Source organism: Nostoc sp. DSM 114167 (assembly GCF_052692655.1).
The window spans coordinates 4,943,272-4,969,406 of the sequence record NZ_CP195116.1 but is presented as its reverse complement, the minus strand read 5'-3'; the positions used below and the strand labels follow the sequence as shown (position 1 = coordinate 4,969,406).

General features: G+C 42.7%; 27 protein-coding genes and 4 pseudogenes. 13 read left to right on the top strand and 18 right to left on the bottom strand.

The window, feature by feature from the left end:
• The first annotated feature begins 2 nt into the window (after positions 1 to 2).
• Positions 3 to 941, top strand: a complete 939-nt coding sequence (locus tag NSTC731_RS21170; RefSeq protein ID WP_445632137.1) for a phosphoribulokinase — start codon at positions 3 to 5, stop codon at positions 939 to 941.
• A gap of 294 nt (positions 942 to 1,235) precedes the next feature.
• Here the strand turns inward: NSTC731_RS21170 and NSTC731_RS21165 are convergent, their stop codons facing one another.
• Together NSTC731_RS21165 and NSTC731_RS21160 are read right to left on the bottom strand one after the other, a co-directional pair.
• Positions 1,236 to 1,649, bottom strand: a complete 414-nt coding sequence (locus tag NSTC731_RS21165; protein WP_445626662.1) for a toll/interleukin-1 receptor domain-containing protein — start codon at positions 1,647 to 1,649, stop codon at positions 1,236 to 1,238.
• A 21-nt stretch (positions 1,650 to 1,670) separates the two neighbouring features.
• Entirely contained in the window at positions 1,671 to 2,087 is a 417-nt protein-coding gene (locus tag NSTC731_RS21160; RefSeq protein ID WP_445626661.1) for a toll/interleukin-1 receptor domain-containing protein, read from the bottom strand.
• Between the two features lie 224 nt (positions 2,088 to 2,311).
• Here NSTC731_RS21160 and radC point away from each other — a divergent pair, with 224 nt between their 5' ends.
• Positions 2,312 to 3,043, top strand: coding sequence for a RadC family protein (gene radC, locus NSTC731_RS21155; protein ID WP_181928965.1), 732 nt, complete (start codon positions 2,312 to 2,314; stop codon positions 3,041 to 3,043).
• Positions 3,044 to 3,272: 229 nt separating this feature from the next.
• Here the strand turns inward: radC and NSTC731_RS21150 are convergent, their stop codons facing one another.
• From NSTC731_RS21150 to NSTC731_RS21140, 3 genes are all read right to left on the bottom strand, one after another.
• A complete protein-coding gene (locus NSTC731_RS21150; protein ID WP_445626660.1) occupies positions 3,273 to 4,064 on the bottom strand; it encodes an SDR family NAD(P)-dependent oxidoreductase in 792 nt (263 codons plus the stop codon).
• Between the two features lie 101 nt (positions 4,065 to 4,165).
• The gene (locus NSTC731_RS21145) at positions 4,166 to 5,638 is read right to left on the bottom strand and encodes an esterase/lipase family protein (protein ID WP_445626659.1); all 1,473 of its coding nucleotides are present in this window, start codon (positions 5,636 to 5,638) and stop codon (positions 4,166 to 4,168) included.
• 159 nt (positions 5,639 to 5,797) lie between these two features.
• Entirely contained in the window at positions 5,798 to 7,807 is a 2,010-nt protein-coding gene (locus NSTC731_RS21140; RefSeq protein WP_445626658.1) for a hypothetical protein, read from the bottom strand.
• Positions 7,808 to 8,483: 676 nt separating this feature from the next.
• Here NSTC731_RS21140 and NSTC731_RS21135 point away from each other — a divergent pair.
• The 9 genes and pseudogenes from NSTC731_RS21135 to NSTC731_RS21095 all read left to right on the top strand — a co-directional run bounded on the left by NSTC731_RS21135 (position 8,484) and on the right by NSTC731_RS21095 (position 17,434).
• Positions 8,484 to 9,878 (top strand): NADH:flavin oxidoreductase, encoded by a 1,395-nt coding sequence (locus NSTC731_RS21135; RefSeq protein WP_445626657.1) that lies wholly within the window; start codon positions 8,484 to 8,486, stop codon positions 9,876 to 9,878.
• 66 nt (positions 9,879 to 9,944) lie between these two features.
• Positions 9,945 to 11,411 (top strand): c-type cytochrome, encoded by a 1,467-nt coding sequence (locus NSTC731_RS21130; protein ID WP_445626656.1) that lies wholly within the window; start codon positions 9,945 to 9,947, stop codon positions 11,409 to 11,411.
• A gap of 12 nt (positions 11,412 to 11,423) precedes the next feature.
• Positions 11,424 to 11,834 carry a hypothetical protein gene (locus NSTC731_RS21125; RefSeq protein ID WP_445626655.1) on the top strand — a complete coding sequence of 137 codons (411 nt, stop codon included), beginning with the start codon at positions 11,424 to 11,426 and terminating at the stop codon, positions 11,832 to 11,834.
• A gap of 89 nt (positions 11,835 to 11,923) precedes the next feature.
• Positions 11,924 to 13,357, top strand: a complete 1,434-nt coding sequence (locus tag NSTC731_RS21120) for a c-type cytochrome (RefSeq protein WP_445626654.1) — start codon at positions 11,924 to 11,926, stop codon at positions 13,355 to 13,357.
• Positions 13,358 to 13,429: 72 nt separating this feature from the next.
• Positions 13,430 to 15,070, top strand: coding sequence for a lipoxygenase family protein (locus NSTC731_RS21115; protein WP_445626653.1), 1,641 nt, complete (start codon positions 13,430 to 13,432; stop codon positions 15,068 to 15,070).
• A 276-nt stretch (positions 15,071 to 15,346) separates the two neighbouring features.
• Positions 15,347 to 15,652 (top strand): putative quinol monooxygenase, encoded by a 306-nt coding sequence (locus NSTC731_RS21110; RefSeq protein ID WP_445626652.1) that lies wholly within the window; start codon positions 15,347 to 15,349, stop codon positions 15,650 to 15,652.
• A gap of 19 nt (positions 15,653 to 15,671) precedes the next feature.
• Positions 15,672 to 16,724, top strand: coding sequence for a saccharopine dehydrogenase family protein (locus NSTC731_RS21105; protein WP_445626651.1), 1,053 nt, complete (start codon positions 15,672 to 15,674; stop codon positions 16,722 to 16,724).
• A 415-nt stretch (positions 16,725 to 17,139) separates the two neighbouring features.
• Positions 17,140 to 17,259 (top strand): annotated as a pseudogene (locus NSTC731_RS21100) (reverse transcriptase N-terminal domain-containing protein); the annotation flags it as partial.
• On the top strand, positions 17,243 to 17,434 hold the full coding sequence (locus tag NSTC731_RS21095; protein WP_445626650.1) for a hypothetical protein: 192 nt from the start codon (positions 17,243 to 17,245) through the stop codon (positions 17,432 to 17,434). The pseudogene NSTC731_RS21100 and the gene NSTC731_RS21095, both read left to right, overlap by 17 nt.
• Positions 17,435 to 17,476: 42 nt before the next feature.
• On the opposite strand, the pseudogene NSTC731_RS21090 reads toward NSTC731_RS21095, so the two are convergent.
• The 7 genes and pseudogenes from NSTC731_RS21090 to NSTC731_RS21060 all read right to left on the bottom strand — a co-directional run.
• Positions 17,477 to 17,644: pseudogene (locus NSTC731_RS21090) on the bottom strand (hypothetical protein); the annotation flags it as partial.
• 64 nt (positions 17,645 to 17,708) lie between these two features.
• Positions 17,709 to 17,900 (bottom strand): annotated as a pseudogene (locus tag NSTC731_RS21085) (AAA family ATPase); the annotation flags it as partial.
• Positions 17,901 to 18,006: 106 nt separating this feature from the next.
• Complete coding sequence (locus tag NSTC731_RS21080) at positions 18,007 to 18,246, bottom strand: hypothetical protein (RefSeq protein WP_445626649.1); 240 nt, start codon at positions 18,244 to 18,246, stop codon at positions 18,007 to 18,009.
• Positions 18,247 to 18,312: 66 nt separating this feature from the next.
• Positions 18,313 to 20,538, bottom strand: coding sequence for a xanthine dehydrogenase family protein molybdopterin-binding subunit (locus NSTC731_RS21075; protein WP_445626648.1), 2,226 nt, complete (start codon positions 20,536 to 20,538; stop codon positions 18,313 to 18,315).
• Positions 20,535 to 21,527, bottom strand: coding sequence for an FAD binding domain-containing protein (locus NSTC731_RS21070; RefSeq protein WP_445626647.1), 993 nt, complete (start codon positions 21,525 to 21,527; stop codon positions 20,535 to 20,537). Before NSTC731_RS21070 ends, NSTC731_RS21075 begins: the two co-directional genes overlap by 4 nt.
• Positions 21,514 to 22,047: a (2Fe-2S)-binding protein gene (locus tag NSTC731_RS21065; RefSeq protein ID WP_445626646.1), complete on the bottom strand. Its 534-nt coding sequence runs from the start codon at positions 22,045 to 22,047 to the stop codon at positions 21,514 to 21,516. The genes NSTC731_RS21070 and NSTC731_RS21065 overlap by 14 nt, the downstream gene beginning before the upstream one ends.
• Positions 22,048 to 22,249: 202 nt before the next feature.
• Complete coding sequence (locus tag NSTC731_RS21060) at positions 22,250 to 22,714, bottom strand: YbhB/YbcL family Raf kinase inhibitor-like protein (RefSeq protein WP_445626645.1); 465 nt, start codon at positions 22,712 to 22,714, stop codon at positions 22,250 to 22,252.
• 356 nt (positions 22,715 to 23,070) lie between these two features.
• On the opposite strand from NSTC731_RS21060, the pseudogene NSTC731_RS21055 reads away from it, so the two are divergent.
• A pseudogene (locus NSTC731_RS21055) lies at positions 23,071 to 23,641 on the top strand (DUF389 domain-containing protein).
• Positions 23,642 to 23,866: 225 nt separating this feature from the next.
• Here the strand turns inward: NSTC731_RS21055 and NSTC731_RS21050 are convergent.
• Positions 23,867 to 24,061, bottom strand: a complete 195-nt coding sequence (locus NSTC731_RS21050) for a hypothetical protein (RefSeq protein WP_445626644.1) — start codon at positions 24,059 to 24,061, stop codon at positions 23,867 to 23,869.
• A gap of 71 nt (positions 24,062 to 24,132) precedes the next feature.
• On the opposite strand from NSTC731_RS21050, the gene NSTC731_RS21045 reads away from it, so the two are divergent.
• Positions 24,133 to 24,426 carry a hypothetical protein gene (locus NSTC731_RS21045; RefSeq protein WP_445626643.1) on the top strand — a complete coding sequence of 98 codons (294 nt, stop codon included), beginning with the start codon at positions 24,133 to 24,135 and terminating at the stop codon, positions 24,424 to 24,426.
• On the opposite strand, the gene NSTC731_RS21040 is transcribed toward NSTC731_RS21045, so the two are convergent.
• Genes NSTC731_RS21040 through NSTC731_RS21020 form a run of 5 tightly spaced genes read right to left on the bottom strand, consistent with a single transcriptional unit; the run spans position 24,423 to position 26,133 of the window.
• Entirely contained in the window at positions 24,423 to 24,599 is a 177-nt protein-coding gene (locus NSTC731_RS21040; protein WP_445626642.1) for a hypothetical protein, read from the bottom strand. The two genes, NSTC731_RS21045 and NSTC731_RS21040, sit on opposite strands and share 4 nt — an antisense overlap.
• A gap of 32 nt (positions 24,600 to 24,631) precedes the next feature.
• A complete protein-coding gene (locus NSTC731_RS21035) occupies positions 24,632 to 24,997 on the bottom strand; it encodes a hypothetical protein (RefSeq protein ID WP_445626641.1) in 366 nt (121 codons plus the stop codon).
• 53 nt (positions 24,998 to 25,050) lie between these two features.
• Positions 25,051 to 25,503 carry a hypothetical protein gene (locus tag NSTC731_RS21030; RefSeq protein ID WP_445626640.1) on the bottom strand — a complete coding sequence of 151 codons (453 nt, stop codon included), beginning with the start codon at positions 25,501 to 25,503 and terminating at the stop codon, positions 25,051 to 25,053.
• 1 nt (position 25,504) lies between these two features.
• Complete coding sequence (locus tag NSTC731_RS21025; protein WP_445626639.1) at positions 25,505 to 25,816, bottom strand: hypothetical protein; 312 nt, start codon at positions 25,814 to 25,816, stop codon at positions 25,505 to 25,507.
• Positions 25,816 to 26,133, bottom strand: a complete 318-nt coding sequence (locus NSTC731_RS21020; RefSeq protein WP_445626638.1) for a hypothetical protein — start codon at positions 26,131 to 26,133, stop codon at positions 25,816 to 25,818. The genes NSTC731_RS21025 and NSTC731_RS21020 overlap by 1 nt, the downstream gene beginning before the upstream one ends.
• Positions 26,134 to 26,135: the final 2 nt, after the last annotated feature.

The window sequence follows — 26,135 nt, the reverse complement described above, 5'->3', positions numbered from 1 at the left end:
TGATGAGCCGTCCAATAATTCTTGGTATTGTCGGCGACAGCGCGGCTGGTAAAACAACGCTAACGCGAGGAATCGCTCAGGTACTCGGGCCAGAAAATGTCACGCTCATTTGTACAGATGATTATCACCGTTACGATCGCCAACAACGTGCAGAAATTGGTATCACTGCTCTTCACCCCGACTGCAATCACTTAGATATTATGCAGCAACATCTGTCGCTGCTACGCACAGGACAACCAATTCTTAAGCCAGTTTACAGCCATAAAACCGGCACATTCGAGCCACCGCAGTATATCAAGCCCAATAAATTCGTAATCATTGAGGGATTACTCGGTTATTCTACCCGTGGTGCTCGTGATTCCTACGATGTGAAAGTTTATCTTGCACCCCCTGAAGAACTACGCAGAAAGTGGAAAGTCAAGCGGGATACCCAAAAGCGCGGCTACACAGATGAACAGGTACTAGCAGAATTAGAAAAGCGCGAACCAGATTCAGCAGAGTTTATCCGTCCGCAGCGGCAATGGTCTGATATAGTCATTAGTTTTTATCCACCCACAGGGGAAGATGATGAAACCAATGGACATCTGAATGTCCGTCTGGTACTACGTCCAACAATTCCCCACCCAGATTTTACCCAGATTGTCAACTCTGGCTATGGTAATTCTGACTCAGCGATCCGTCTAGGGTTAGACAGGGATATGAGTAAGCCTGTAGATGTCTTAGAAGTTGATGGTCATGCCACCTTAGACCAGGTGAATAAGCTAGAGCATATTATTTGTTCTGATATGCCCCATTTACGAAGTATTTGCGATCGCGAAAGTAATCCAGAACTGGGTAAAATTGCTGGTACAACTGGAGAAACACTGCAAAGTTATCCTCTGGCTCTGACTCAGTTGATTATTACCTACCACATGCTCAAAGCAACGCAAATTCATCAGTAATTAGCGAAAAGAAAGGGGTTTAAATGGTTTGCGATCGCGTGTAGTGTTGGCTACTGAATTATGCGATACCTACGGCGGTAAACTATGCCCTTTGCTGACGCTATTCAAAGTTCAGATGCAGAAACGCGTCCTTTAATTGGTTCATACTCATCTTCTAGCAACCAGAGTTGAGCCTCTTCTTAATTTGAACAAGTTATAACTTTATAACCTAGTATCGATTTTCTGCATCAAATCCTCTGTATAAAATAGCGGGATGCTTGACCTTTATGAACTGATTCTGTAGCCAGAGGATTACTAACGTAACTGGTAGCCTACACCCCATATACGTAAAATATTACGACAACCATCTTCAAAAGCTTCTTGAAAATTTATCATTTGAAAGCTCGATAGCACCCAAGAAAGCTGCTCATAATCACAATCTTGATAGACAATTGGAATAATCTTATTTTCAAAACGATTCTGTTGGAGGGCGAATATTAACTCCCGCTTAACCCACATTGAACCTACTGAGCTTGGAGAAAGTACTACAAGGAACCAATCACATCTTTTTAGTGCATTTCCAATCTCATCATGCCATTGTTGTGCACCTAAAATGTTCGTTTTGCTGTACCAAACTGGAATGCCATGATGACGTAGAACTTCTGCTAATTTAGAAACAAATTCTTGATCTTGGCTTGAATGGGAAAGAAAAGCTTCACTTGGTATCATTATTTAGAAAATCCACTTCTGTTAAGCAGCAGCTTTTTTGAGAGCTTGGGTAATATTTCTCAAACCTTCCTCATCATGCTCAAGATTTGATAAGTAAATTATCCCAAATTTCTTCAGAATCCAGGGAATTTCTAGTTCTAATTGAGAAATTTGTTCAGAAGGAGCAGCAAGGACAGGAATTACCCGACCTTTATAGCCCTGTTCGCCTAGAGCATAGCCTACTTCGGCATTCATGTAGGGAGAAGAAACTGAGTTAGGCGTTAGTAAAATAACCATTGCATCAGACTCTCGAAGCTCATTAGCAATAACTTCTGCCCAGTTATCGCCTGGAAAGAATTGAGTATCGTCCCAAACTTGGAAATCTGCATTTCGCAGAGCATCAGCAATTTGCCAAGCTAACTTTCTATCTTGAGAGTTGTAGCTGATAAATACCTTCATCTCATCTCCTATCTCAAGTATGTTCGATTAATAGACTAAATCCAATTTTATCTAAATCTTGTGGCAAGTATTTGAGAAGATGGTGTTATCAAAGGTATCTCTACATAGGAACTAGAGGTAAAACTCCCCAAAATTAAAGATTTTCTCAAATAAAGATGATTTTGAGAGCAAACGAGGGATAACTAAGGATAGTTCGATGTGTGGTGCTATTTTCTTAGTTTAATATGACCTATTGCCTCAGAATTGCCGACTTACCTACAAATGAGCGTCCGCGTGAGCGATTAATGACGCATGGTGCAAAAATTTTAGCCACAGCCGAGTTAATCGCAATTCTTCTAGGCACTGGTCAAGGGCCAGGAAAATTATCTGCTGTGGGTTTGGGACAATATATCTTGAGCGAATTAGCCAAACACCAACGCGATCCTTTGGTAGTTCTGCGAGAAGTTAGCCCTGCTGAATTGATGCAAATTTCTGGTGTTGGCCCGGCGAAGGCGACAAGCATTTTAGCAGCAATTGAATTGGGTAAACGCGCCTTTCAATCACGTCCCAATGATGGCACATTAATTGATAGCCCACTTGCTGCTGCTGCTACCCTCAGCCAAGATTTAATGTGGCAGATACAAGAACGTTTTGCAGTGGTGCTGTTAGATGTCAAGAATCGCTTATTGGGTACGCAAGTAATTACCATTGGCACTGCAACTGAAACCCTAGCCTCTCCCCGTGATATTTTTCGAGAAGTTATTCGTCAAGGCGCAACGCGGGTAATAGTTGCCCACAACCATCCTTCTGGGAACCTTGAACCCAGCCAGGAAGATATAGAATTGACGCGTCAGTTATTAGCAGGGGCGCAGCTTTTGGGCATTCCAGTACTAGATCATCTGATTTTGGGCAATGGCAATCATCAAAGTTTACGGGAACTGACAACCTTGTGGGATGAGCATCCACAGGGGGATTAGTGAAAAAGCAGAGGAGCAGCACTTCTCTGCGAGACGCTCCGCGAACGGCTACGCTCAGTGAACGAGGGGCAGGGGGGCAGAGGGGCAGGGGGGACAAGGGAGACAAGGGGGACAGGGGGATAAGGGGACGAAAGGTGAGAACTTGCAACAAGTCTTTCCCCTTGTCCCCAATTCTCCTTGTCTCTAAGTCCTCTTCCCCCTGCTTTAATTATTTACGCCGACCTACTTATTACTTACTTTCCTGCATACTTCTAACTAGTTTAGTCACTAGCTTTCTGGGAGTAAATCTTACAGATTCAGCAAGTAACTTATTTTTAATTCCAGGAACGACAACAGTTTTGTTTTCAAATAGACCACGATAGCCGATTTCGGCTACTGTTTCCGCAGTCATAATTTTTTGACCGCTTACTAGCTTTGAGTCTTCCATTGCGGCTCTTTGTTGAAAACCAGATTCGGTAGGCCCTGGACAAAGCGCCGTTACAGAAACGCCTGTACCTTCTAATTCATTTGCGATCGCTTCTGAAAATGATAAGACATAAGCTTTACTAGCGTAGTATACTGCCATCAGCGGGCCCGGTTGAAAAGCAGCCGTGGAAGCCAGGTTTAATATTTTTCCAGACCCCCGTTTAACCATACCTTTGAGAAATAACTTGGTTAAATGTGTCAGACATAAGATATTGACTTGTAGCAATTGCATTTCAGCATTCAGGTCAATTTCATTAAATAATCCGTAGGTAGCAAACCCGGCATTGTTCACCAACACATCAACATTAATCGATGCTTGTTCTAGCTCAGTGAAAATTTCTTCTGGGGCTGATGGGTTAGACAAATCCTTGGAAATAACTTTGACATCAATGCCAAATTTCTTTTTCAATTCATCGGCAATTTTATTCAGCTTTTCCAGGCTTCTAGCTACCAACACAAGATTGTAACCATCTTGAGCAAATAATTTCACAAATTCATAACCGATGCCGCCAGATGCACCAGTAATAAGAGCCGTTTGTTTGCGATTAGTCTGCATAATTTTTCCTTTTGTTATTTGTTATTTGTCATTTGTTATTTATTATTCTCCTCTGCTCCTCGTTCACTGAGCGTAGCCGAAGTGCTGCTCCCCTGCTCCCTTCATTGCCATTGGGAAATTTCCAAGCGAACTGCTGCATTTGTTCCTAAAACTTTTTGACCGCGTTCAGGTAAAGTAACATACGCAACATATACATCTGAACTAGATTCGGAAGTTGGATTTAATTTTGTTACTGGCTCTTTATCTTCAGAATTCCAACTGTATTTAGCCTCATAAGTGCTATTTGATTCGGCAACATCAGTAATTAGATAGTCAGACCACAAAGGTACTTGGTCGAGATGATGGTCGCGTAACCAATTCGTCTCTTGTTTTGTAAAGGAATGCAGTGCTAAACGCAGGGCATATCTACAGGTATTATCATCATTGACTGAGTTTCTGGGGATTAAGAAAGCTGTAAATAGCGGAATAGGTTTATCTGTTCGGGTTAACTCTTGTGTAATTGGGCAATAATGAGCGATCGCTTGCTCATATATTGGAATAGGAAGACCACGCAAAGCCACTCTAGTTTCCAGTTGATAAAAGTTTTTGTCCAGGTCTTTTAACTCAACATTGCTCAGAGAGAGTTTTATCTGGATATCACCAAACAAAAATCGTTGCAGGTTTTGATAACCTTCTTCGGAGTTCAATATGCCATAAGGCCCACCATGAGAGCGATGAACATAAGCACGATGAGATCCAAGGATATAAGCTTTATCAATCTGAACTAGACCATCACTTTTCACTCCAACAAGATTGCGTGAAAGACCAAAAGCTTCTTCATAATCATGTGCATTCGTGCCGATTAGAGAAAAAACGCGGCTTGGCGAAAATGCAGGATCTATACTTTGTAATTGTTGTAGCTGAAAGTTATCGGGTAACTCAGCCGTTGACTTTATACCAGGTGTTAAATACTGGTACATCCGCAGAGGGCCAAAGTCATCAGAATTATTCAATTGAAACCTGTCCCTAAGATTTTCAATTAAGCCACCCCCGACCTCAAAATAAATACCGCCATGAGGTGTAGCGTAGGTAAAGAATTTGTCAATGCTATCGCCAGCTTGCTCGCCTTGTTCTGGATAAATCTTTTCAATCAAACTGCGACAAACAAGGCCGCCCATTGAGTGGGCAACCAGATAAATTTTATCAGCACCCGTCGTTTTTTTGACATTCTGGATCAAGTCTCTTAAACCCTTAGCTATCTCCTCCATCTCCTGCCGGACTACACTTGAGGAGCCAAAGCTAGATGTAGATATATCATAAAATCGATAGATCCAAATAGTTTTATGAAGTCGATCGGACAATCTTTTAATTTGATTGCTCACATTCTGATTATCAACAATCGGTTGATAACCATGATCGGTCATTAGCCGCAGCAATGGACTCTCGAAAAAAAACTTCTGAGGATTTTCCTTCTCATCTACTCGAATATGAGTTGAACCACTATTGAATCCATAAAATGGATCGTTGACTGTTTGCTCAACGTCTTTTTGTGTACCTGCATATCCACGAACGAAGACGATTGGTAAATACTGCATATATATCCTTGCTATTTAATCAATATTTTTTCTCGTTCCCAGATTTAACCTGGAAACGAGTGCAGAATATCAAGACAAGTTGTCTTAGTACAAACATTTTATTAATTCGTAGCAAATTCTCTGCGTTTAAAACACTACGATATTACATGGGAGCTGTACTTAGAAAGTTTTCACGAACTCAATTAGGGCTTTCTTGTCTTCATCTGGGAGATTTGAGCCAAAATAATGACCCTCATCTTCTACAAAGTCAGGAGATTTGTTGGCTCTTAAAAGTACACGTGCCAATTTACCCTTAATTCCACCGCCTGGTTTCAAGTCTTGAAAAAGGTTGCCGAGATTGAGAGATGTAATCGCTTCTCTCATATTGATGCTTGCCAGCAAATTCACAGGTGTACCTTTAGGAACAGGAAGCTTAAATCTGGGATTCGGATCTCCTGGGGGAAGCTCTAATTTAGTATCTTGAGATGTTCTGCTGATAATTCCCTCACGCTTTTCAGGCCACAGCAGCTTTTCCATCGCATCCGTATAGGCTTCTACACGTCCTTTCACTGAAGGATCTTCGTTGTAAAGTCCTAGTGTGTTGTTGTGAAGAAGTGGTGCTGTTGCCCAAATGCTCACTAGTGAAGGTGTACGGTAATATCCCAAACCGCCATCAGGTATCTTAAATTCGATGGGTTTTTCCCGATCGAAGGGGTTGTACAGCGTCAAAGTCCCTGGTGATGGCAGTTCTTTGAACGTCTTCGAGGAGAACTGATCCCAAATATGCCCCTTAGCGGCATTTGTCCCTAGCGATCGCGCCGCATTAGTACCAATTAAAGTAACTGGATAACGCTGGTCATCAGACAAGAAGTTGTGGTCGAGGAAATTACTACTGAGTACAGACTCTTCGTACCATTTTTGAGCCTGTTCGGGGTCAGCTGCGATCGCAGCAGGTGGCTTTTTGCTGGAATGGCAACTAGCACAAGTGCTGGCAAAAACTAGCTTGCCACGTTTGAGAACTTCTTCATCTTTAGTCAAGAACTTTTCACCATCTGGTGCATCTTTCAGGTGCATCGGCTTGATGGTTTTTAAGAATGCTTCGGCATCAGCCATGCGTGCTTCTGTCTGTCTCCAGCCTTCGCACTCCTTCCGCGCTTTTTCGATATCAAAAGGTTTTTGGGGAGTTCTGCCTAATAAAGGCTCATGGAGACTTGTCCAGTAATCGCCGCACATCCCAATGTTGACGTAAACGCGTAGTGAGGCATTTGCCACTCCTGTAGAGTCCGCACCATCCTTGAGAATATGATTAACATCCTTGGTTGAACCATCGTTCATTACCTCTGGATATTTGGGGCGATCGCCTAAATTAAAAATGGCATTAATCGCATTCGGATTGTTAATATGATCGGTGGCAATCCGAGAAGTATCAGATGTACCAGGTTTTTGAGAGTCAAGTACTTGCTTAATAAAACTATTATCCGCAACGCTGCTTCCAAATAATTTGTTTTCCTTGATGTACTGATTACCCAATGCTGGTACCAAATTTTCCCATCTTGGATGTTCCTTGTCTTTGGGTGGATTGAGGGGATTTAATGCTACGTGACAGATGGCGCAGGACTGCCCGATTACGTATGGAGGCTCAACTTGTGAAGTTTTGGCATATTCAACAGGGTTCCATTTTGTCGAGTCGAAGTTGGGGTTTTGGAACTTACGCAACCCAATAACGCCAGTTGAGAGCGGATCTTTACATTTATCTAGCCACAAACCGTATTCATCTGGTGCTGTCGCCTTTTCACATCCAGGATCGTTAATTGCACCATAACGTTGCAATCGCTCGTCATGCATACGCGAGTCAATCAGCTTTAACAGATCGACACCACCATGCGTTCGCTTGGCTAAATCGCGATAGTACTTAGAATTACCGCCAGTCCATAAGTACCAAGTGCAACGACCCCGTTTCTCGGCATCTGTCAAATTCTCCTTTGTGTACTCTGGGAGATAACCGATACCCTCGCAGTTATCAGGATATTCAGATACACCCGTATCTGAATACTCGGTACTTATGGACGTAGGTATTTCACTATACTCATCGGCTAGAGCTGTAGGCGTTCCATAAAAGCCGCAGACTATAAACACAGTCACGAATAGGAGGAGCAGACAGCCCTTAAAAATTAGACTTGTCTTTTTCATAAAACTCTCTGGTTATAACACCTAAACCTTTTCCATTGCACCTCACATTTGCAGAGGTACACTAATGCTTCATCACCAATTTCCCATTTTCCAGATTTAGTCTTGGGATATTTTGATGATTAATGTACCTTACTGAGGTTCGTTATATATGAAGTTACTACACAAATTTGTAAAACGTCATCAATAAACTTTTATACATTTCTCAATCAAAACTTTAAAAATTTGTAAATTTACAATGGTCTTCAATAACCAATTTGCTATGGTTATATCGATTTCCTACCTACTTGGTTAGGTTTGTAACAAATTGTTAGCAGCTACTTTTAGTTACTTTTAAGGTTGCCTTAACCTTTTAAGAAAAATAAAAGACGGAAATTTTGACTTTTTTTAAGAATTGCTCTGTAAATACCGTAGGTTTACAAATTGCAAAAGTCTTTATATAACTGTAAAAACCAATAAGGATAAATATCCATGCTGAAACTGGTTAAGTAAATTTAAGTAACAAAAACTTAATATTTAGCGCTCCCATCCGAAAACTTCCACTGTAGATTTGTAGACATAAAAAACTGCTCTCCCAGAGACACTAGAAATAATAGTTCTCTGGCGAGACTGTTAGCGCTACGAATAATTTCGATATGTAATTTTATTGCCGAAACAACAGAGAAACACAGAGAAACACATGGAAAACGATATTATATTTGAGCCATTGAGATTCCGTAATCTCACAGTAAAAAATCGGATATTTCGCTCTAGTATTTCTGGCAGATGGGATAACTATGATGGTTCAGGTACTCAAGCCCGAATCAACTGGGAAGAAAAGTTTGCTCGTGGTGGTGTAGGAGCGATTATTAGTTCCTTTGTCCCAGTCGCCATCCGGGGACGAATTATGCCCAATTACGCCACCATTAACTGTGATGAGCGCATTCCATTTTGGCGAAAAGTAGGAGAAAGAGTCCACGAATATGACTGTAAATTTATTTTGCAATTAAGTCATTCAGGGCGACAGCAAGATATTGGTGGTGTAGAAAACTTAGGAAAAAAAGCCTTAAGTTCCACTAGCCAAACTGAGCCATTCCACGGCTTTTTGTGTCAAGCGATGACACTAACAGAGATTAAAGAAACAATTCAATATTTTGCCGATGGTGCTAGACGTGCCCGTGAAGCAGGTTTGGACGGGGTGGAATTGCACAGTGCTAATGGATATCTTTTTAATCAATTTCTCAGTTCTGGAATTAACGACCGTCAAGATGAATATGGTGGTTCATTAGAGAATCGAGCGCGGTTTTTGCTAGATGTAATTAGAGCAATCCGCAAAGAAGTAGGCAACGACTTTCATCTGCAATTCAAAATTAGTGCCGTTGACTATAACAACGCCGTCACCTTTTGGGAAAAACCAGGTAATACCATAGAAGATTCTATCCAAGTTTGTCAATGGGCAGAAGAAGCTGGGGCTGATGCCGTGCATGTGTCAACTGGTAGCTTATTTCCTCACCCACTCAATCCCATTGGTGATTTTAATTTCGATATCATTACTAAAACCTATGATTCCATGTTGTCAAGTGGTGTCGAAACTACACGCAACTACATTTTATTTCGCAAAGCATTTTTGCATCCACTGTTTAGTTTTTTATGGAATCGCGTGAAAAAGCAATTGCCTCCTCAAGCATTTAGTGGTGACGATGTAAAAGACCCTAAAATCAAGCAGCTACTAATAGAGAACCAAGGTAGAAACTTACTAGATTCCAGAGAAATTAAAAAGCACGTTAATATTCCGGTATTATGTACAGGTGGTTTACAGCAAGCTTCTTATATTCGTCAGGCAATTAGCGAACATTATTGTGATGGGGTGACAATGGCTCGTACCCTAATTGCTAATAATGACTTAGTTAAATCTTTTCAAGCAGGTAAAGACTTGGCAGATAAACCCTGTACTTATTGCAATAAATGTCTGCTAAATGTCATTGAAAATCCCTTGGGTTGTTACGAGCAGGATCGCTTCAATAGCTATGAGGAGATGATGGAAGAAGTAATGTCAGTCTTTCATGAAACTCAGTTTGCAAATTTATCTAGATAAAAAAGCGATGCGTATCGCATCGACAATTTCGCTTACAAATAATCTCGAAAATATGGGGAGTGTTTCATGACTGAACAAACAAACCCTACCCTACTTCCAACCTCAATCAAGGGAATCTTCCAGCGGATTTGGGTTGTAATTGTAGGTATTGTAGCAGTAGCAGTATTTTTCCTTTGGCCTGTTTTGTCCAACTCCCCAGTGGATTATGCTGATATTGAAAACCATTTTAAATATGGTTCAATCGGTAGCGAACCGGTCAATGGCATCCCTTACTGGATTTGGAAAGTTTTACCCGAATTATTCCCAGATAAATTACCTGGAAAAGATTATACTTCTCTGGGATTTATCAAAGAAGCTGACAAAGATTTACCTATAGGTTTTTCGCAACGGCGAGTCTTTATCGACCGAGTTGGGTTGAATTGTGCTGTATGCCATACAGGAACGCTGCGAAATACCCCTAATAGCGAACATCAAGTCATCACGGCAATGCCTGCGAATGTAGTTAATTTGCAGGGATATATCAAATTCTTATCAACAGTTGGTGTAGATGAGCGCTTTACTGCTAACCGGATGTTGCCAGAAATTGAAAAAATCAGTGGTGGTCTTAATCCCATTGAAAAATTACTTTATCGCTTCATTGCAATTCCTCAAACCAGAGATGCACTAATTAATCAGGCATCTCGACTTAAGTTTGTTGAAAAACAACCAGATTGGGGGCCAGGAAGAGTAGATACTTTTAATCCTTATAAAGCAATTCAATTCCATTTCCCAATGGATAAATTGCGTGAGGATGAACTGATTGGTACTTCTGATTTTCCCTCAGTTTGGAATCAAAAACCCCGTGAGGGATTGCAGTTACATTGGGATGGTAATAACACTTCAGTTGATGAACGAAATAAGAGTGCAGCTTTAGGCGCTGGAGTTACTCCGACAACAATTGATTTGCCTCGAATTCAGAGAGTTGCTGATTGGTTATGGGAACTACCACCACCAAAATATCCCTACGAAGTGAACGAAACTACAGCAGCGAAGGGAGAACAGCTTTTTGAAAGCAATTGTGCTAGTTGTCACGCTTTTGGTGGTGCATATACAGGCAAAGTTGTCCCAATTCAAGAAATTGGTACAGACCCTCATCGTCTTGACTCATATACCTACAAAACGATGTCTAACCAAAATACTCTGTATACAGGGTATCCGTGGCGCTTTAAAAATTTCCGCAAGACGAATGGCTATGCAAATATGCCACTTGATGGTGTTTGGTTGCGTAGTCCTTATCTGCACAATGGCTCAGTTCCGACCTTACGGGATTTACTAGAAACACCAGAAAATAGACCTAAAGAATTCTATCGTGGCTACGATGTGATTGATAGAGCAAAAGTTGGCTTTGTATCCGATGTCGGTGTAGAAAACGGTAAGCAATACTTTAAGTTCGATACTACAAAACCTGGAAATAGTAACAGCGGTCATTTATATGGTACCGATCTTCCTACAGAAGATAAAAATGCACTAGTTGAGTACATGAAAAAGCTTTAAAAGGAGAAAAAAATGAATAATTACGCTAAATGGTTTAGTCGTGTTACTTGGGTTGGCATTATTGTTAATATGCTTTTTGTCATTCCTTCTTGCTTCTTTCCAGAATTAATGCTGACGTTCCTTAAAATGCATATACCAGAGCCAATTATCTGGGTTCGCGCTGCGGGAATGCTGTTGTTTATTATTAGTGCATTTTATATTCCTGGGGCACTTGACCCGTACCGATATCAGGCAACTGCCTGGATATCAATATTTCCTTCAAGAGCTTTTGGTTCAACATTTTTCATTTGTGCAGTACTTTTCTTTGGGCAAGATAAAGGATTTTTATCCATTGCCTTTGTAGACCTGTTTTTTGGATTAACGGAACTAATTCTTCTGACCTTAGCAATGCGTAGCAAAATGCAATCGCTGCAATTCCAGTGAAGCAATTCTCCTAATTTTATCCCTAGTCTAGTGTGGGTATATTTCCTGCACTACAAACAGATTCTTCTGCAAAGGAGCAAAAAAGTGCCATGACAATACTCAAAAATAAAATAGGTAGGGTAATCACAAGCATTGTTTTAATTGTGGTTCTTTTAGCTGGTGTAGTTGGGTATGTGGGATGGTACAACCTTTTTCGAGAGGTTCCCACATATTATGAATCGTCTGAAGAACACTTTAAATATGGTTCTATTGGCACAGAAGAAGCGCAAGGTGTTCCCTATTGGATTTGGCTGGTATTACCACGAATATTCCCTGATAAATTACCAGGAGCAGGTGGTTATACTTCCTTGGGAATCACATGGGAAGAGGGTAAAGAAATGCCAGTTGGGTTTACGAAAAAAACCATTGGCTTCCCTCGCGTCGGTATAACTTGCGCTGTTTGCCATACTGCTACCTATAGAAGAACAGAGAAAGATAAACCCACAATTGTAGCTGCGGCTCCTGCTAATAAGTTTGATTCACAAGGCTATTTACGATTTTTGAGTGCAAGTGCTGGCGATCCCAGATTTACGGCAGATTATATCCTTGACGAAATCAAATATAATTACAACCTTTCCTGGTTAGAAAATTTACTTTATCGCTATGTGCTAATTCCTCAAACTAAGAAAGCACTGCTGCAACAAAAAGAAGACTATAGTTGGACAGATTCCCGTCCTAACTGGGGCCCTGGTCGAATCGATCCTTTTAATCCAGTTAAATTCAATACTTTAAAGTTGCCTAAAGATAACACTATCGGCAACTCTGATATGATGCCTCTTTGGAATCAAAAGATGCACAAAGGGTTTGCACTCCATTGGGATGGCTTAGAAACTTCACTAACAGAAACTGTTCAAACTGGAGCAATTGGTGATGGTGCTACTAAAAAATCACTTCCTGTAGCCGATTTACAAAGAGTAGAAGATTTTATTCAAGAACTACCACCTCCTAAATATCCATTTGCTATTGATGAGCAAGTGGCTGCAAAAGGAAGTCAAATTTTTGCTAATACTTGTGCATCTTGTCACGCTTTTGGTGGGGAAAGAACAGGTACTGTTATCCCTGTGGAAGAAGTTGGAACTGACCGCCATCGGTTAGATATGTGGACGCAAGAAGGAGCAGATACTTACAATCATTTTGGTGATGGCTACCCTTGGGACTTCAAAAACTTACGTAAAACCAATGGGTATGTATCCGTTTCCCTAGATGGATTATGGTTAAGAGCGCCATATTTACATAATGGTTCAGTCCCATCTCTACAAGATTTGTTAGAAAAACCAGAGAATCGTCCTCAAGTTTTCTATCGGGGATATGATGTCTACGACCCGAAAAAAGTTGGTTTTATTACTGAAGGAGATGAAGCCAAAACTATAGGTTTTAAATACGATACCAAGGTAACTGCTAATTCCAATCAGGGACATATTTATGGCACTGATTTATCTGATGAGAATAAAAAAGCTTTGATTGAATATCTGAAAACTCTGTAATGAAGTTTGTTTGCTAAATCCTGACATTAATCATTTACTAGCAACCGCTAAAAAAGCGAATTGGAGATCATCGTGAAACCATATTTACCACAAAAAGACCCTGATGTTAATGTCCGAATCAATTGGCTAGATAAAAATCGAGAAGAGTACAAATTTAATTACGATTATCTAGCTCCTCTACCAGTAATTGATAAAGTTCCTCATAAGGAAATATTCTCGGCGGAATATACTGCTAAACGTTTGGCAAGTATGGCAACTCTTGCGCCAAATATGCTAGCTGCCAAAGCCAGAAACTTCTTAGACCCACTAGATGAATTGGAAGAATATGAAGAACTTTTGTCACTCCTACCAAAACCCGATGTCATAAAAAATTACAAAACAGACTCTTGTTTTGCAGAACAACGACTCTCTGGAGCGAACCCATTAGCTATCCAAAAAATTGATGTATTACCTGAGAATTTTGCTGTCACAGATGCACATTTTCAGAAGGTTGCAGGTACAGAATTTACTTTGGAAAAGGCGCTTAAGGAAGGCAAGCTGTATTTCTTAGATTATCCTTTGTTATCTGATATTAAAGGTGGTGTCTATGAGAATGTTAAAAAGTACCTTCCCAAGCCACAAGCTCTATTTTATTGGCAAAGTAGTGATAGTCCTAATGGTGGTTCTCTAGTACCTGTTGCTATCCAGATTAATCATGACTCTGGTGCAAAAAGTGTAATTTATACACCAGATGACCCCCATTTAGATTGGTTTTTGGCAAAAACCTGCGTTCAAATTGCTGATGGCAACCATCAAGAATTGGGTAGTCATTTCGCCTATACCCATGCAGTTATGGCTCCGTTCGCGATTGTCACTGCGCGGCAACTAGCAGAAAATCATCCCATCGCTTTACTGTTAAAACCCCACTTCCGTTTCATGCTATTTGATAACGATTTAGGACGCACTCAGTTTTTACAACCTGGAGGCCCGGTTGATGAGTTTATGGCAGGTTCATTAACGGAGTCTCTTGGATTTGTGGCGAAGGTTTATGAAGAATGGAGTGTTGAAAAATTTACCTTCCCTCGGTTAATAAAAAGTCGCGGAACGGATGACCCAGAACTTCTACCGCACTTTCCTTTCCGGGACGATGGTATATTAATTTGGAATGCCGTCGAAAAGTTTGTGGCTGAATACTTGCAACTCTATTACCAAACCTCACAGGATATCAGTGACGACTATGAGTTGCAAAATTGGGCTAGAGAATTAGTAGCTCAAGATGGTGGTAGAGTCAAGGGAATGCCAGCCAAGATTGAGACTCTAGAACAACTGATTGAAATCATCAGTGTGGTAGTATTCACTTGCGCTCCTCTACACTCTGCTTTGAATTTTTCTCAGTACGAATATATGGCTTTTGTACCCAATATGCCCTATGCAGCCTACCACCCAATTCCAGAAACTAAGGGTGTGGATTTAGAAACTATCATGAAGATACTTCCTCCCTTTAAACAAGCTGCCGATCAGGTGATGTGGACTGAGATTTTAACATCATACCACTATGACAAATTGGGTTTTTATGATGAGGAATTTGCCGATCCCTTGGCGCAGGAAATTGTGGTGCAATTTCAACAGAACTTGCATGAAATAGAACGGCAAATAGATATTAGAAATCAAACTCGTCCCATACCTTATAACTACTTCAAACCTTCGGAAATTATTAATAGCATTAATACTTGAACTGGGGATTGTGAATCAATACTCTTTGGTTAAGGCAAGAGACGCGATGAATCACCGTCTCTACAATCATCAGACGCGATGAATCGCCGTCTCTACAATCATTTTTTTAGAGATGGGGGTTTAGCGAGCGAGAATTGTCATCAAAAACCTTAACCGAACTGTATTGGATTGGGAATTAGGAATTGGGGACACTTCGATCCAAAACTTTTCTTCGCTGAAATTGGAGAATATTGAAGGCGGTCCGTTGAATTCATCTCAGAAAAAAGAGGTATAACAATGTCAAATCAGCAAGTAACAGTCACCGCTCGATTAAAAGTAAAGCCAGGTTTGGAGGAGGGATTCAAACAGGAATTTCAACCTGTAATAGCTCTTACACTTGCAGAAGAAGGTTGTATTAATTACGATTTACATCAATCTGTTGAAGAGCCATCTTTGTTTCTGTTGCATGAAAACTGGGTCAGCCAAGAAATTTTGGCTCAACACTTAGAGCAGCCGTATATTAAAGCTTTGAACGAAAAGTCAGGACAATTTTTGGTTGAACCACCTGAAGTCAGGTTATGGCAGCAGATTGCGAACAATTAATTCCTAGCTGGTGATAAGAATGACATCAAGGGTGTTATTGTATGGTGCAACTGGCTATGCTGGAAAACTCATTGCTGAATCTGCTAAAAATAACGGACTGGAATTAATTTTAGCTGGACGCAATCAAAGTTCACTAGCAGCTGTAGCCAATGAATTAAGTTTGGACTTTCGGGTTTTTGGCTTAGACGATCCGCGATCGCTCGTTCGCTCTCTTGAGGATATAATTGCTGTCATCAACTGCTCTGGGCCTTTCTCCAAAACCTCAAAGCCACTTGTCGATGCCTGTCTCCAAACTAAAACTCACTATTTAGATATAGCTGGCGAAGTACCGGAATTTCAGGCGCTACAAGCACGAGATACTGAGGCTAAAAGTGCAGGGATAATGCTTCTTCCTGGTGTGGGATTTGGGGTTGTCCCTACTGATTGTGTAGCTGCTTACCTCAAACAGAAGTTAGCAATTGCAACGCGACTGATTTTAATCTATGAAACAATGGGCGGTGTATCTCAGGGAACTGCAAATACAGTACTGCCAACTTTACATCATATCGGGGTAGTCCGAGAAGCAGGTAAGCTCATCCCATCTCGTCCAGCATCGAAAAGACGTAAAGTTGATTTTGGTTATGGACCCGTGACAGCAGTAACAAACCCTTGGCGTGCTGATATTATTACTGCGTTTCAGACTACGGGTATTCCCAATATTGAGGTTTATACCGTATTTCCTAATCCCGTGCGCTTCCTGATGGAGTTGAGCCAGTATTTGGAATGGTTATTTAACTCGTCTTTATTCCAAAGTGCTTTAGCAAGTTTAATTAAAACTCTACCCACTGGGCCAACGGCAGCAGAACGAGCCAAGGGGCAAGTTAGAGTAATTGGTATTGCTGAGGATGAAACTGGTCAACAAGTAAGTGCAAAACTCTTAGGGCCGGAAGCATACGATTTTACGGCATTGGCGGCTGTAGCAGTTATCAAACGGGTAATTAAAGGCGAAGTTAAGGTAGGATTCCAGACTCCTGCATCTGTATATGGGGCAGATTTTGTCCTTGAAATTCCGGGAGTTATTGGGTTCGAGTAAAATTAGGACTGACGCGAAACTAAATACCAATTCAATTGATGATTGCAACACATCCTTGGGTAAAGACGCGATGAATCGCGTCTCTACAAATGGTCTATGTGTTGCATTCTTTTTTCAAATTGGAACTATACGCGCTCTGGGGCAATTCATGAATAGGTTTGATATCTTTTTCAGTCCAGAGGATAGTTTGTTTTGGTAAAAAATTTCCGATTTGGTGATGCTAGTACTCAATTTGCTGAGAATGTAAATACCAACTGCCCGCATCACAATTATTGCTACGACTGTTACCATTATGTGTGGCGAACTGCAAACATAAATCATCAAAACTGCAATCAAGGCAAATTTGAAACCACAATAAATTGCAACTAGAGGTGGTCTCAAAACCACAATAATTGCGGCCCAAACCACAATAATTGCAACGAAACTGCAAACAAGCATTCTGAAATCCACCTCAGCGAGATTACTGGCAATCCGTCAAGTATCACAGCTTAACGCTGGGAAAAAGACTCCAGGAATTGATGGCAAAACAACCTTATAGCCGTCCACGAAAGCTGCCACAATTATATCCACATTTAGCATTTTGCGAAAACGCTCGAACATCGCTAGTTGGATGCCTAAGCCAGAAAGTTAGTTGCATTCCAGCAAGCTTGCGATCGCCCTTACTAGCTCTTCTGGCTCGACAGGTTTGGTCAGGTGAGCTTGAAATCTGACTTGCAGTGTCCGCTGCCGAGCAACGTCTGAGGCATAGGCGGTTAGCGCGATCGCCCGTCACTTAGTTGAACTCCATAACGGTACAATTTCTGCCGAAAGTGCTGGATTATCTGTTCGTAGGTATCACAATGAAGTCGAAATCTCTCAGAAGCTATCCGAAAAACCTTGAGGAGTCGAATCAGATGTTCAACAAAAATCCGATTACTAGAAAAAACTTTATTTTCGGCTTTTTGCTCTGCACTTAATTCTCCATTCCGGGGTTTCTTATGTTGTCGTTTCTAGCAGTTGGTTGGTGCCGAGATAGCACTTGTATTGTGTTTCAACAGGAATAATAACGTGTGAAGCAGCGACTAAGCTCATAATGCTTAGAATTCCTAGAGAAGGCGGGCAATCAATCAAAATATAATCATACTGGGCTAGGCGGCGAGAGAACATAGGCGATAGGTAAAATTTACCATTTTCCCTGTTCATGCAACAACGCCCTTTCGATATGCCATAGGCTTGCCAGCCGTCATAACCAAGCATAAAATCTCCGGTTGAAAATTGGGGATGGTTAGATTTCATCACTTGGCTAACTGTGCCACCGACCATCACAGACCCCAGACCCCAGTTCTACTGGAGCAGCATAAGACTCGCGGTCGTATGAGCGATCGCGCATATAAGGGTCAAGGGACAGACAGATCGTCCGATTAAGAACTTCGCCTTCCCCTGGTTCTGGAATTGGTGTTTCGACAAGGGCGAAGTCGCTTTCTTTCGGTTCTCCAATCGGACGGCTTTTGAGTAAGATTTGTTGGTTAATTGAACTAGTCATTGGTTGTGCGTGCTTATTTGCTGGTTTTTTCTATCAAAACTCCAAGTCATCTTGAAAGCACCCTTGTTATATTAGCTTGTCTAATGTAATAGGCAGATCGCGAATCCGTTTGCCTGTAGCGTGATAGACCGCGTTGGCGATCGCGGCTGCGGCTCCAACCGTGCCGATCTCGCCAATTCCTTTGGTGCCAATCGGGTTGAGATGCAAAGCTTCTTCCTCGACAAAAAAGGCATCAATGGGGGGAATATCAGCATTCACCGGAATCAGGTACTCAGCGAGATTCGAGTTCACAATTCGTCCCGAATGCGGATCGACGATGCTCTGCTCCATCAATGCCATACCGATGCCCCAAATAATTCCGCCAATCAACTGGCTGTGGGCAGTTTTGGGGTTAACGATCCGTCCGGCAGCAAATGCGCCGACATAACGGGTGACTCGTAGTTCGCCTAATCCTGGATGAAATTGTACTTCGGCAAAATGTGCGCCGAAGGAGTAGTGAGTAAATTTCTTGGTTTCTTCATCAGGCTGAACCTGTTCCTGTGCTGAAATCGATTCCATTTGGTGCTGCTGCAAAATTTCTACATAGGTCTGTCCTTGAGTAGGATTATCCTTGAGGTAGCAACGTCCATTATCCACCGTCACCTCAGCTTCGGTATGCCCGTAAAGAGGAGAGTTGGGATTGTTGAATGCTAAATTGAGCAGTTTACGCTGTAGGGATGTGGTAGCAGCATATACCGCAGACCCAACGCTAGCAGTTGTCTTAGACCCAGCTGCAACAGGAGCTTCGGGCATCTGAGTATCGCCTAGTTCAAACCGAATCGATGCCACCGATAGCCCTAAGGTATCTGCTGCAATTTGCTGCATGACCGTGTAAGCACCTGTGCCTGGGTCGCAGGTACTACTCTGCACGAGGACATTGCCATCAGCAAACAGTTGAGCCGAGGCAGTCGTCCCAGAAAAGCGGGCATCATAGGCCATCGTTGCCATTCCCCAACCTACAAGGCGATCGCCATTTCGCATAGAACCGGGTTGTGGGTTGCGCCGATGCCAGCCGAATCGCTCTGCGCCTTGCTGATAGCACTCCTTGAGCGACTTACTAGACCAAGGATCTCCCGTTTCTGGGTCAACGTCGGCGTGATTACGTAAGCGTAGTTCGATTGGATCGATTTGTAAGGCGTATGCCAGTTCATCCATTGCCGACTCGATGGCAAACAACCCTGGTGTTTCTCCAGGCCCACGCATAGTATAGGGGCCGCTAAGATTGCTGGGAGCGAGACGGTAAGTAGTGGTAACGTTCGGGCAAGCGTATATTTTGCGGCTAGTGCGCTCGACTGGTGCAACGACCCGATTATCAAAGGTTGAAGTGCGAGCGATCGCGTGATGTGTCAGCGCTGTCAGTTGCCCAGTTGAGGTTGCACCTAACTGAATGTGGTGTTGAATGAGCGGACGGTAGCCGACACCTGCAAATTCCTGTCGGCGAGTCAGAACCAGCTTGACCGGGCGATTGACCTGACGAGCAGCGATCGCTGCTAGTACTACGTGCGTCCAAGCAGGGCCTTTGTAGCCAAAGGAACCGCCCACAAACTGCTGAATCACGCGGATTTTTTCACGCGGCATTTGCAGCCACTGTGCGACTGCATTCCGAATGCCGTAAACCCAGGTAGTCGGTTCGTATAACGTCAGGAAATCACCCGACCAAACTGCGATCGTGCCATGAGGTTCGATGGCGTTGTGGTGCTGCATAGCGGTAGTGTAAATCTGGTCGATCCGAACAAAGGCATCTGCCAGTCCCTTTACTGAATCACCTTGGACGATATCTGGTGGTTTTCCCCAAACGTTATCGGGTGGAAAGGCACGTTCCATCGCTTCTTGCATCGTTACCGTAGGTGGTTCTTCTTCATAACGAACCTTTACTAGTGATGCGGCACGATCGGCCTGCTCCAAAGTTTCTGCAACCACAACCCCAATGTGTTGCCCACTATAATAAATTCGGTCATCTTGAAGCGGAATATACTGCTCTCCCGCACCTCCTCCTTGACTGGCACTATCTAATGTAACTCTTGCAGGTGCAATTGGCGGCGCATTCAGATGTGTGAGTATTGCCAGTACACCGGGAGAAACTTTGGCTGCTTTTGTATCTATCGACACAATGCGTCCGTTGGCGATCGTGCTGTTAATTAAGACTGCGTGAACTAAGTTAGGAATCGGCATTTCGGCACAGTAATGTGCGCCTCCGGTCACTTTTAGCCGTCCGTCTACGCGATCGACTGCTTTTCCAATTACCGGATTCATTGCTCACCTCCTGTAACCTTAAAGAATGCCTGTACTAGCGTGCGCCGCAGCAGTTCTACTTTAAAGTGGTTGTATTGCTGTGGTTTAGCATCGTGGATTGTTGCAAAAGCGGCTGCTTCAAAAGTGGATGCATTCGCAGGTGAACCGATGAGAACTCGTTCTGCCTCAGTTGCTTTCCAGGGTTTTGTACCAACTCCACCCAAGGCAATCCGTGCATCGGTAATTTGACCATCTTGAACGTCCAAAGCCGCAGCTACTGAAACCAGAGCGAAATCATAGGAGGCGCGATCGCGCACTTTCAGGTAATGTGACCTAGCCGCAAAGGGTAACGGCGGTAATTCAACGGCGGTAATCAGTTCTCCGGGTTCCAAGACGGTTTCGCGATCGGGAGTGTCTGCTGGCAATAGGTAAAAGTCGGCGATCGCAATCTGCCGAGTTCCATCCGCGTTTTGCGTGTGAATAATGGCATCCAGGGCAACTAATGCCACCGCCATATCAGAAGGATGGGTGGCAATACAGCAGTCGCTGGTGCCGAAAATGGCGTGAATGCGATTGTAACCCCCAATGGCAGCACAGCCTGAACCGGGGATACGTTTGTTACAAAATGAAAATCCAGCATCGGTGAAGTAATAACAGCGAGTTCGTTGTAATAAGTTTCCCCCGACGGTTGCCATGTTTCGCAGTTGGGGAGATGCTCCAGATAAAAGTGCTTCAGACAACACCGGATACTGTCGCTGAATATTCTCGTCGTATGCAACATCACTATTTCGCGCCAGTGCGCCGATGCGAATTCCGCCGTTGGGTAAGCGTTCAATTTGCGATCGCGGCAAATCATTGATGTCGATCAACTGCTGTGGAGTTTCCACACCTTCCTTCATCAGATCCAGCAGATTCGTGCCACCTGCAATAAATTTTGCCTGATGGTCTTGGATCGCAGTTCTCACCGCGATCGCTGCGTCTGATGCACGTAGATAGTTAAATGGTTGCATCCCCCGCCCTCACGCTTGCTGCTACAGACTGAATTGCTGCGACAATATTTGGATACGCTCCGCAGCGACAAAGATTGCCACTCATCAGTTCTCGAATGTCTGCATCCGAGTCTGCTTTGCCTTCACTTAACAACCCGATTGCCGAACAAATCTGCCCAGACGTACAATAGCCACACTGAAAAGCATCGTTTTGGATAAATGCTGCCTGCATCGGATGGAGTTCGTCTCCTTGTGCCAATCCTTCGATCGTGGTAATGGTTTTTCCCACCTGCATCACTGCTAGCGTTAAACAGGAATTCACCCGTCGTCCATCAATCAGCACCGTACAAGCACCGCACTGACCACGATCGCAGCCTTTTTTACTTCCTGTAAGTTCTAACCGTTCTCGCAATAAATCGAGTAATGTCACACGCGGTTCAATTTCGACCGTGTAAAGGCGATCGTTAATTTGGAGGGTAACTGAGATTGTTTCTCTTTGCAGGCGATCGGTTGGTAGAGAGAAATTTGTTGATGTCATCATCCTTATTCCTTCTGGGTTAAACACTCCTCAATCGGCCATCCGAACTGCTCCCACATAGAAAGTTTGTTCCATTCCTTGATGAACTCGGCTAATTTCCCGTTCTCTACCCTGAATAGCTCAATGTTTTTCTGCTCTTGCGGTGTATAGTTGTTTATCATCTTCCCCATGCTTACACCCTCCTTGGATTTTTAGAATTATGATGTCAGGACTCATAGACTCCAATCAGCCGTGCTTGCTCAATCACATGGTCAGCGATCGCATTAAGCAGTTGCTCGCGGTTGATATTTGGCTTCAGGTCAAGTTCTGCATCTAGGGCATACAACCAGAAATAGTAATGGTGAGGCCCATGTCCCTTTGGTGGAGCCGGCCCGGTATACCCTGGCTGATTAGTACTGTTCATACCTTCAGTAAATTTACTACCACCCGCCTCGGCAATCTGGTTAACCGTTGGCCCAATCCCATAGATTAGCCAGTGAGTAAACCCCTGTGGCAGGGGCGCATCTGGATCGTGGCAGATGAGTGCTAATTGCTGGGTTCCGGCTGGCAGTCCACTCCATTCCAAGGGAGGTGAGATGTTTTCACCGTCGCTGGTATACTGTTTCGGGATACGCTCACCAGAAGTAAATGCAGGGCTGGAAATCTGTAAATCCTTGATATTCAACGCCATTGTCTATTTCCTTTGGCAACAATCAGTGCACCTGTTACAACGGCCAAGGGACGGGTCAACGTCTGATTCATAATCTTCAAATTACAAGCTTTTAACTCTTACCATCCTACGGAAGCAATAGTGCGATCGCGTCTTCCTAGTGAAAGAGAACAACGGGAGCAACGCGAAAAAGTGAGATCCTCGTGAAATAAGCAGGGGGAGAAAGAGTTTGAGCCTTATTTACTTTTCTTTACATAGTTTGGTTTTATTGCATCGACTTACTTAATTGCTGAGATAACCAGTCCAAAAACTGTTGAAAATATTCTCCATTAAGTTTTGGATATTCATGTTGAAAATGTTTTCCCGTTAAGGGAGCGATCGCATCATCATTTATTTTTCGGTTGGCACCTGAGCTACAAACAGACTTGCTGGCAGAATCTACCCTAGACTCATTACATAATTTTGATTATTAGCTCCTGCGCAATCGCTACTTTAGGTTTATTCCAACAGTGCAGCCGTTATTATCGGTGCGACGATCGTTACCCCTCTGATGTTGCCAATTCGCGGGTTAGCTTTTGGTGCTTTGCAAGGGGATAATTGCTGTAGCAGTAGGCACGATGTTAGCGGTGGCGATCGCCTTGATTCTGGGTTTGCTGGTGGGATTGCCCAGCTATGGTAGTGAAGTGTTAGCGCGATCGAGACCAACGCTGTTAGATTTGGGAATTGCGATAGCGGCTGGTGGTATTAGTGGCTACGCGAAAATTGAGACAAAAATCTCTGGTAGTTTAGCAGGAACTGCGTTTGAGTGTCCGAGCAAGAGAACCTGTCACACCTCGGCAAGTGGAGTTATTAGAAGAATTTATCAAACGAGAGATGAGGCAACCATTCACTCTAATTTTTGAAGTTGGTCAAGTGGAGGAAATTAGAAATTCTGAACCCACACCCTGAACTTGCTAATTTGGCATGAATCCCCAGTCAGATTCTTCTGGTTCTAGGTTTAAGTTTGATTTCGATCCAAATAACGAAGAATACAAGAGTTGGTTTAGGCATGTCCATTGTTGAATCCCCAGTGAGTTAATTCGGCAGTCACCGTCTGCCGAATCTCTAATACCCATTCCCCATTCCCCATTCCCCATTCCCCAAAAGTTTCAGTTACCCTGAATCCCTACAGAATTACTTTTGAGTTGTAGGGGCTTGCGGTTGTTCTACGGCGGGCTGCTGTACCAAGTAGCCGAGAGCAGCAGTAGCAAGACCGCCGATAGTGCCTGCGATAGTGCGGTTAATTGCGCCAATGTTTCCAAGGAAAGTAGCAGCACCAGCAGCCAGCCCAAAAATTGTAGTAAGGGTATTGAGAGTTGATTTAGACATGGTATTACTCCTGATTCGTGTGTTGATAGTATTCCCAGTTTTGATAGAAGCCCCAGTGATATGCCAGTGACATGAATGAATTAACGATCGCAGAAGATCCAAAAGAATTTCTTAGACAGATGATGAGTAGTTTTTCGGAAAGGATGTGGTCTGCTGGTTGGCTTTCAGGGCTTGAGTTTATCCTATGGAAAAAGGTCAGGGAATGCTCGGATGACCTGACCTTAAGGGAGATTGCTGACTTTAACTTCTACGCAGGATTAGCTGGTGGATGGTGGATGTGGGACAAAAATCAAAAATGTGAAGTGTTTGTCGATCTAAGTCGATGGCTAAAGATTTACTCTCATTCTGTCAACGGACAGCGCTAACTAGCTGGCTTGTCGGTAGCAGGGTGCTGCACCAAATAGCCAAGTAGTGCGGTTGAAATGCCTGTAATTCCGGCAGTATTACTCCCAATCATTCCAGAACTGCCAAGTACCCCGGAAACCCCAGCAACTAAACCTAAAATTGTAGAAAGACGATCTAAAGTTTTCTGAGACATTTAAAATTACTCCTTATTAATGTAGCTGGTAACTAAAATTTGTCATCTCGAATTTGAAAGTTAGATTGCTTATTCAGGAATCCAGCTATCTGTTTGACCCAGCTTGCCAGCCTATCGAATTTGTGTTTGACCATATTTTCAATACCATTAAGCCGATACTCAACAAAAAGTTTCTTCTCGTTGTATTCGGTTAGATGCACGTCTACTTTTTTCTCAACGGTATATAAGCGATCGACAAAGCTATCCTTAAGTTGATCGACAGCTGTCAATAAAGTAGTTTCAACTCTATTTATTTTGGCATTGATATTCGCTTCTACCTGTGCCAATCGGTAAATAGCACCCACTACAGTGAGCAGTCCAAGAATAATGGTTAGGGCATTATTAACATCAATTTTCATAATCTAAAGTTAAAGCGAATCCCTTCTTAAAGGTTTTAGCCTAAGTATGAAATTTAAATCTTCCTCGCCCAGAACTTGCGACCAGAAAAATAATAATTGACAGCCGATGCATTCTTGCCATTGATAGACCATACAAATTCATGCAGTCCATCAGTAGGAATAATAATATTCCTGGTGAGTATTGCATTAACGATGGTAGAGGGAGAATATAAATCCATGTCGTCAAATGCCAACACTCCATCAATCTCTAGCTTCAGTCTGCCTACATTATTGTTGCAAACTGTAATAAGTTTTAGTTCGTAAGTTCCAGCAGCAAGAAGCTTTTTGAATGAAAATGTATCCCCATTAGCAGAAGGGTTTTGATACACTTCAATTCCATAACCAATAGCAGTGTTTGTATCGATTCTTAGCTGTCCACCCTGCTCCACCAAGCTTTCATCATGCCAGTGAGTAAAGCTGGTTGGAAGCAATAATTCGGAAAATTCTTGTTGGTTGAATAAAGGCATTTTAAGTTAGCTCCCGCACCAAAGCATTACCATTGGCAGCAGACCAAATACCACTAATTACGCCAGTGTAATTAAACGGCACTTCATAATATCCACTTGCAAATAATTTGGCAGTGAATGCGCCGGTCGTTGCTGTTGCACCCAATTCTAGATATAGAATAGCGGTGCTATCATTCCAAATTGTTGCACCTTTGCGGTTGGAATTGGCAGCCAAGATTGTCACGCTAGTAGTACTAGAAGCAACAGTGGTTGGTGTTGAATCATCACTGGTTGATTGAACTAGTGTTGCGGTAGCCGGATTATATAAAGCCATTATTCAATACACTCCGTGAAAGTTAATTTACAGTTGCTAGCAGAAATAGCCGAAACCTTTCCAATATAAAGATTGGATTGGTTAATTTCGTAACTTCCTCTCGGTCTTAAAACAATTCCTCGACCAATAGCGCCTTTGGATTTATCACCCAAAATCAAAGTGATATCAGAAGAAGAATTGTTAATGAAAGCTGCGTATTCTCTGCTGCTATTGGCGTTGAGAACTGTATCGCCAACAGTAGCGGTCAAATCCTTTACCCCATGAGTGCAATTGCTAAATTTAGCAATTTCAATCGTGTTAGAGGAATTGTTAATCATAA